This window comes from Pseudomonas sp. AKS31 (assembly GCF_023634765.1).
Lineage (GTDB): Bacteria > Pseudomonadota > Gammaproteobacteria > Pseudomonadales > Pseudomonadaceae > Aquipseudomonas.
Map to the genome: position 1 here is coordinate 76,024 of NZ_JAMLFX010000015.1, position 7,912 is coordinate 83,935.

Annotated in this window: 5 protein-coding genes; 4 read left to right on the plus strand and 1 reads right to left on the minus strand. The window is 57.6% G+C overall.

The features are described from left to right. The first annotated feature begins 121 nt into the window (after positions 1-121). A complete protein-coding gene (locus M9827_RS24735) occupies positions 122-3,586 on the plus strand; it encodes a dermonecrotic toxin domain-containing protein (protein ID WP_250607702.1) in 3,465 nt (1,154 codons plus the stop codon). Positions 3,587-3,627: 41 nt separating this feature from the next. Here M9827_RS24735 and M9827_RS24740 read toward each other — a convergent pair whose 3' ends face one another. Beyond that, positions 3,628-4,407, minus strand: coding sequence for an IclR family transcriptional regulator (locus M9827_RS24740; RefSeq protein WP_250607704.1), 780 nt, complete (start codon positions 4,405-4,407; stop codon positions 3,628-3,630). Positions 4,408-4,571: 164 nt separating this feature from the next. Here M9827_RS24740 and hmgA point away from each other — a divergent pair, with 164 nt between their 5' ends. Genes hmgA through maiA form a run of 3 tightly spaced genes read left to right on the plus strand, consistent with a single transcriptional unit; the run spans position 4,572 to position 7,832 of the window. Beyond that, on the plus strand, positions 4,572-5,876 hold the full coding sequence (gene hmgA, locus M9827_RS24745; protein WP_250607705.1) for a homogentisate 1,2-dioxygenase: 1,305 nt from the start codon (positions 4,572-4,574) through the stop codon (positions 5,874-5,876). Positions 5,877-5,879: 3 nt separating this feature from the next. After that, the gene (gene fahA / locus M9827_RS24750) at positions 5,880-7,184 is read left to right on the plus strand and encodes a fumarylacetoacetase (protein ID WP_250607706.1); all 1,305 of its coding nucleotides are present in this window, start codon (positions 5,880-5,882) and stop codon (positions 7,182-7,184) included. 12 nt (positions 7,185-7,196) lie between these two features. Further along, entirely contained in the window at positions 7,197-7,832 is a 636-nt protein-coding gene (maiA, locus tag M9827_RS24755; protein ID WP_250607707.1) for a maleylacetoacetate isomerase, read from the plus strand. The last annotated feature ends 80 nt before the right edge of the window (positions 7,833-7,912 follow it).

Consider the following 7,912-nt stretch of genomic DNA (forward strand, 5'->3'; position numbering starts at 1 on the left):
TAGTTGTTTGCTGGCATGTTTTGTAAATTGTTCGGACTTCATATTGATTTGAAAAGAAACTACCTTGCGGCCATCTACAGGGCTGTACTCGCAGCTCTGGATAAATAAGTAAGGAAGTACTGTGGTTAAGTTATTCAAAAGTCTGATGCGCGGTTCGAAGGGTGAGCAAGTGTCCTGGGCTGAAGAGTGGAACAAGGCAAGCCAGGCAAAAGCAGACCTGTTCAAAATCATCGACGCGATGCCGAGCGTGCTGGATATTCTTCGCAACATGCTTGAAAGTGAATTGAAACGTTTGGGCAAGACAGTCGATATCGACAAAGTCTATGTCAATACGGATCCTGCTTTTCCTGCCAACGAAAACCGACCTTCGGGCAGCCTTTGGGACGTCACGGTGCATTGTCTGAATAACAACGTCAGCCCCGCTTACATAGTGGGCGGTGATGGTGTGTTTTTTCTGCCTGACACGTTCAGTGAGCAATTCAAAGTCAATGTTCTGAATACGCTTATTGTCGAAGATCTGATCGCTGCTGTTTCTGCCGGTCTGGAAAAAACGTTGCGAACCGAGATCACAAAGTTCTGGGCGGCGCCAGCGAAAACCCTTCGCCCGGACACTGCACCGCTGTCGAACAAGCAGACTTTCATCGAAGCGTACGCCGTGGTCACGAGTGCAGAGCTTTCCCTGTCGGTCATGGCCAACAATTTTGATGCCTGGTTGGGGGAGCGATTTGCCTATCTGCTCGACGCAGACGCCGGACGCGCAGTGTTTGAAGTGAAGTTGCAACCGGCGCAGGATTACCTTCTGTCGCTACAGCCCTGTTTCGTTCTGGACAATGCCGAGCGTCCGCAGGCAGAAATGCCGCTGGTCAACGAGTCGACTTCCTATCTTATGCACACGCCGGAAAACGGCTTCGAGTTCTTTGAAAAAAATACCGAGCTGCACAGCAAACTACAGCAGCGGCTGTCTTTGGGTAGCGACCAGATCCGCTACCTGAAAGCCACACAAAGTCCTTATGCCTTCTGCGTAGAGACTCATCTCAAAGGCCAACTGGAAAGCGTGTCGTCCTTGCTCGGTGCCCGGGAACAACTGGAAAGTCCGCTCACCTCCGCGCTGCAGGAGAATCAAGGCTTGCACGTGCTGCGCTACGGTATCAACACCCGCTTCTATCTGCTTTGGGCTGCATTGAAACGCACCGACTGGCCGCTTTGGCTCCATGCCGCCGGTAGCGATATTCAACAGCGATACAACGAGCTTGAAGAGTCCAAAGATGAATACCAGGCTGCTTATTCAACCGTCTTCGATAAGTACTTTTCGTTTAAGGAGTATGTGGTGCGTACGTTCGCCGAATGGGCCGACAGGACGCTCGGGGAACACCTCGATCCAGAATCGATAAGTGTCCATAGCTCGTACACTCTGCAAATTGCCGGACGTACTATCAAACAGCAAGACACCCGGACGCTGACGGAATTTATCGTTTTCGGTCTGCATGACAATGGCTATAAAGCGACCCTGACTATCATCGGCGCTCCCCAGGGAAGTCGGCTGACGGCAGTCGCGCTTGAAGAGTGGCTGGAAAATCGTAACCTGCGACTGTTATTTACCGGCAGCCTTGCATCCTCGCCCTCGGTTGATTACCAGGAGGCTTACCGCAACTACCTCTTTAGCCAGATAGAGTTTGCAGTTTTTGTTGCTCGCCACTCCGGAAAGCTGGACTCCACCGATGCGAATATCATCGCGCGAGCCATGGCCAATGACCCTACGGTAACTATTCAGGGATTGAAAATCAGTTATCAAGTACCCGCGTTGAAAGATGTTCTGGTTATTTCGGCCAGAGAATATGTACCGTCGCTGATGTTGGTCAAAACGCCTGTCGGGGAATTTGAACTGATAAAGTTTCCCGACATTTACGCAGCGCAACGCTGGCTGGAGACGGCATTCTCATCAGATCGTGAATACGCTGCACGAATGATCCATCCAGACTACCTGCACGACGCAGGCAAGCTGCGCGGCAGAGATCACACAGAGCTGGAGTACCGCTACGAACTCGATACCCGGCCAGTCAATCTTGGCCTGGATCCCGCGGCACCGTTGGCGGACTATGTAAATACCGCTTACCGAGCCGAAGTTACCCTGCACAAAGCGATTGCTCCGGCAGGTTATCGAGTGCTGGGCGTCGAAGGCCGCAAGCGCTACTCGCGCCTGACAACCGAACTCAAGGCACTGTCTACGGTTGATGAACGAGACAATGGTTTCCCGACATTCGAGCAGTTCACTTATGACGCGGTGAAAGCTCAGATAGAAGACATTTTGCGTCAGCGTGGCAGCAACGTTTCGGTCAATCCCGACCATATCATTGTGCAAACCGAAGATTTTCGTAAGAGCGTTACCGATGTTTTGCTCGAGGGACTCGCCTTCGAAGCGGTGCATCCGTCTTACGAAACCAAATTCAGCCCAAAATACTATTTGGTGAACGGCCATCCCAGCGTTGAAAAACTGGATATCCGAGACCTGTCCTCACTGTCGAAAACTTTCCGTCCCGGCGACAGATATACCGCGATGCTGAAAGCGCAATATCAGAACAAGGCTCATCCTGATTACGCCTTCAAGCGCGCAGTACACGCTCGAAAAATTCGCTGTGAAATGTACTGCAGTGCTTTTGCCGACTTTACCAATGGCAGATTAACGACAGAGTCCTTCACGGCGATCCAGCGAGTTATCGATAATCTGAAAGAAAGCGGCGGCTATCAGCCAATTGTGGACAGCCTCTCCGAAGGTGACGTCGGTCTGTATAAATTCAATATCGACAAGTTGGGTTTGACGGCTGCCTGGGACCGCACGGTAGGCGGCGTTTATATTTTCCGGCTGAAGTTGGCTTCAGGGTTCGTCGATGTGCTCTATACGCCTGACGCGCCGGACCTGGTCAGCTTCCGGCCAATCGCTGATTTCATTCCTTCTATTCGTTTTCGATATGGCCCGTTCAGGAACTACTACAGCGAGCGGATACTGCTGGTCGACCAAAAGGTGGTAAATGACTATTTCGACAATCTGGTGGCAACCGTCGATAGCAAACCGGTCATTCGCACGCAGCAGCGTTCGTTACTGCCTGATCTGTTCACTTTCCATGACGAGCGAGTGCGCCGTGTATTGAGTGATATCGATGAACGCACCACCAGTCTCAATGAAATAATCACCGGCATTGTTTACGACAACCTGTTGAAGGCGGCGAACATCGTGAGCCTGCTGGTGCCTCCCGTGGGCACTGTCGTGGTGGCTGTGCAGATGATGAAAAGCATCTACGACGCCTCACAGTCGGACAAACGAGGTGACTACCGCGCTGCGCTGGGGCATGTGCAAGAGGCACTGACCGGGCTGTTGACGTTGGGCCAGGCCGCAGCGGCGGGTGCCCCCGTCAAGGAAATTACCCATGCGCAACGGTCTTTCCTCAGTTTGTTCGAGGACGCGCGGACGGTCGCGGAACTGGTCACCTATTACACCGGCCAGGAAGATCTGAAAGAGACGCTGGTCGGGTTCTTCAACACATTGATGGAAGGTTCCGGTTCCGAACTGAGTAAAACAACGATTCATTGACCGCTTTTGAGCGCGCGCTGCTCGCTCACTGCGTAAAGCATTTATCGTTCATAACCCATCCGCCAACTCACGGCCCGCGTCGCCGCCAGCAACCGCTGCGCCGCCGGGCCGTTTTCGTCGGCGTGGAACAATGAGGTCGGGCCGACGATGGTCACCACGGCGGCGACCTGGCCAACGGCGTTGAACACGGGGGCGGACAACGCATCCACACCCGGCATCAGCAGGCCATGCACATGATGCAGACCGCGTTCGCGGATCTGTTCGCACAGGGTTGCGTAGGTTTTTTCGTCCTTCAACGGATGATCCACAGCGGCAATTTCCTGCTCGCGCAACTCATCGGTTTCCCGATGGGGCAGGTAGGCGCTGAACACCAGTCCGGTGGATGAACTGAGCAGTGGCAACACTGAACCCAGTTGCGTCACCACCGTCACCGCGCGCACCGCCGGTTCGATATGCACCACCGTCGCGCCCTGATTGCCCCACACCGCCAGAAAGCAGGTTTCATTGAGTTCGTCGCGCAGTTCGGCCAGCGGCAGGGCGGCGACTTTCAGCACGTCCATACTGTTGAGTGCGGCCAGGCCTACGCGCAAGGCTTCACGGCCGAGCCCGTAATGGTTGGTAGCGGCGTTCTGCTCGGCGAATCCTGATGCGATCAATGCCTGTAGATAGCGGTGCACCTTGCTCGCCGGCATCTGCACATGTTCGGCCAGCCGCGACAGTGAAGTGGACGGTGACAACTCGGCCAGCGCCTTGAGGATGTCGGTGCCGACTTCGGCGGAGCGGACTTTCTGTTTGCCGTTGCTGTCGCTGGTTTTTTCCATGGTGCGGCCGGGTTCCAAAACGAGTGGGCGTCTTTATAGCTTGACGCTGGATAGCGAGCAAATTACGTTATGCGTAATCAGATTACGATAATAACAACCCCGGCGTGCCGAGACCTCTGAGCCAGAGCGATGGGCCACTGCCGACTCCCTGTTCAGGAGGCTCCATGAACCTCGATTCAACCGCCCAGGCGCTGGCGTATCAGTCCGGTTTCGGCAACGAATTCAGCTCTGAGGCGTTGCCCGGCGCGCTGCCTGTCGGCCAGAACTCCCCGCAAAAAGCCCCGTATGGCCTCTACACCGAATTGTTTTCCGGCACCGCGTTCACCATGGCCCGCAGTGAAGCGCGGCGCACCTGGATGTACCGGATCCAGCCGTCGGCCAATCACCCGGCCTTCGTCAAACTGGAGCGGCAACTGGCCGGCGGCCCGCTGGGCGAAGTGACGCCCAATCGCCTGCGCTGGAATCCGCTGGATGTTCCAGCCGAACCGACCGATTTCATCGACGGTCTGGTGAGCATGGCCGCCAATGCCGGTGCCGAGAAACCGTCCGGCATCAGCATCTACAACTACGTCGCCAACCGTTCGATGGAGCGTGTGTTCTTCAGTGCCGACGGCGAACTGCTGCTGGTGCCGCAGCTCGGTCGTCTGCGCATCGCCACCGAACTCGGTGTACTTGAAGTCGCGCCGCTGGAAATCGCCGTGCTGCCGCGCGGCTTGAAATTCCGCGTTGAACTGCTCGACCCGCAAGCACGCGGTTACGTCGCCGAAAACCACGGCGCGCCGCTGCGCCTGCCGGATCTGGGGCCGATCGGCAGTAACGGTCTGGCCAATCCGCGTGACTTCCTCACCCCGGTCGCCGCCTACGAAAACCTCCAGCAACCGACCACATTGGTGCAGAAATTCCTCGGTCAGTTGTGGGCGACAGAACTCAATCACTCACCGCTGAACGTGGTCGCCTGGCACGGCAATAACGTGCCGTACAAATATGACCTGCGCCGTTTCAACACCATCGGCACGGTCAGTTTCGATCACCCTGACCCGTCGATCTTCACCGTGCTGACCTCGCCGACCAGCGTGCACGGTCTGGCCAACCTCGACTTCGTGATCTTCCCGCCACGCTGGATGGTCGCCGAGAACACCTTCCGTCCGCCATGGTTCCACCGCAATCTGATGAACGAATTCATGGGCCTGATTCAGGGCGAATACGACGCCAAGGCCGAAGGCTTTGTGCCCGGCGGTGCATCGCTGCACAGCTGCATGAGTGCCCACGGCCCGGACGGCGAGACCTGCACCAAAGCGATCAACGCCGAGCTCAAACCGGCGAAGATCGACAACACCATGGCCTTCATGTTCGAGACCAGTCAGGTGCTGCGCCCAAGCCGCTTCGCCCTCGACTGTCCGCAACTGCAATCCACTTATGACGCCTGCTGGGCCACTTTGCCCGCCACGTTCGACCCGACCCGGAGATAACCCATGACGCAGACTTCCATCACCCGCAGCTGGGTTGCCTCGGCCAACGGCCACGCGGACTTCCCGTTGCAGAACCTGCCGCTCGGTGTGTTCAGCACCAATGCTGCGGCGCCGCGCGCTGGCGTGGCGATTGGCGACCACATCTTCGATCTGCAAGTCGCGCTGGAAGCCGGGCTGTTCGACGGCGTCGCGCGCAGTGCGGTCGAAGCCATGCACGGCGGCCAGTTGAACGCGTTCTTCGAACTCGGTCGCGAGGCACGTGTGGCTCTGCGTTCGCGTCTGCTGGAACTGTTCAGCGAAGGCAGCACACACCGCGGCAACATCGAAGCCCAGGGCGCGAAACTGCTGCCACTGGCCGCCGATTGCCAGATGCATCTGCCAGCACGCATCAGCGATTACACCGATTTCTATGTGGGCATCGAGCACGCGCAGAACGTCGGCAAACTGTTCCGCCCTGACAACCCGCTGCTGCCGAACTACAAGCACGTGCCGATCGGTTATCACGGTCGCGCCTCCACCGTGCGTGCTTCCGGTACCGACGTGCGTCGCCCGAAAGGCCAGACGCTACCTGCCGGTCAGACCGAGCCTGTGTTCGGCCCGTGCGCACGCCTGGACTACGAGTTGGAACTGGGCATCTGGATCGGTCAGGGCAACGAAATGGGCGATTCGATCGCCATCGGCGATGCGGCTGAACACATCGCCGGTTTCTGCCTGCTCAACGACTGGTCGGCGCGCGATATCCAGGCCTGGGAATACCAGCCACTGGGTCCGTTCCTGTCGAAGAGTTTCATCACCAGCGTTTCGCCGTGGGTGGTCACCGCCGAAGCGCTGGAGCCATTCCGCACCGCGCAACCGAAGCGTCCTGAAGGTGATCCGCAGCCGCTGCCTTACCTGTTCGATAAACGTGATCAGGATGGCGGTGCCTTCGACATCGAGCTGGAAGTTCTACTGCTCACCGAAGCCATGCGCGAGCAGTACCTGCCGGCCCATCGTCTGACCCTGAGCAACACCCGTTACATGTACTGGACCGTTGCGCAAATGGTCGCTCACCACAGCGTCAACGGTTGCCAGTTGCAGGCCGGTGACCTGTTCGGTTCGGGCACCTTGTCTGGCCCGGAGAGCGGTCAGTTCGGTAGCCTGCTGGAAATCACCGAGGGCGGCAAAAAACCGATCGAACTGGCCTCTGGCGAGGTGCGTAAATTCCTCGAGGACGGCGATGAAATCATCTTGCGTGCGCGTTGCGCCCGTGACGGTTTTGCTTCGATCGGCTTCGGCGAATGCCGCGGCAAAGTGCTGGCGGCGCGCTGACAGGAGCGGCTTATGGATCTCTATACCTATTACCGTTCGACCTCGTCGTACCGGGTGCGGATCGCGCTGGCGCTGAAGGGTCTCGACTATCAGGCGTTGCCGGTCAATCTGATCGCGCCGCCGGGTGGCGAGCATCGGCAGGCAGCGTATCTGGCGATCAATCCACAGGGGCGGGTGCCGGCCTTGCGCACTGACGAGGGCGGTTTGCTGATTCAGTCGCCGGCCATCATCGAGTACCTGGAAGAACGTTATCCACAGGTGCCGTTGCTGCCGGAAGATCTGTTCGCCCGTGCGCAGGTGCGCGGTGTGGCGGCGGTGATCGGTTGCGACGTACATCCGCTGCACAACGTCAGCGTGCTCAATCGCCTGCGCCAGTCGGGGTATGACGAGCCGCAGGTGGTGGAATGGATCAGTCACTGGATCAGCCAAGGGCTGGCGACGGTGGAGCAGTTGATTGGCGATGAGGGCTTTTGTTTCGGCGAGTGGCCGTGTGTGGCGGATGTGTACCTGATTCCGCAGTTGTATGCGGCTGAGCGCTTCAACGTCAGCCTTGAGGCGTATCCGAAAATTCATCGGGTTGCCGCACTGGCGGCTGAGCATCCTGCGTTCATGAAGGCCCATCCTGCCAACCAACCCGATACCCCGTAATTCCCCTGTGGGAGCGAGCCTGCTCGCGAAGGCTGAGTGTCAGTCACCGTTCATTTGGCTGACACAGCGCATTCGCGAGC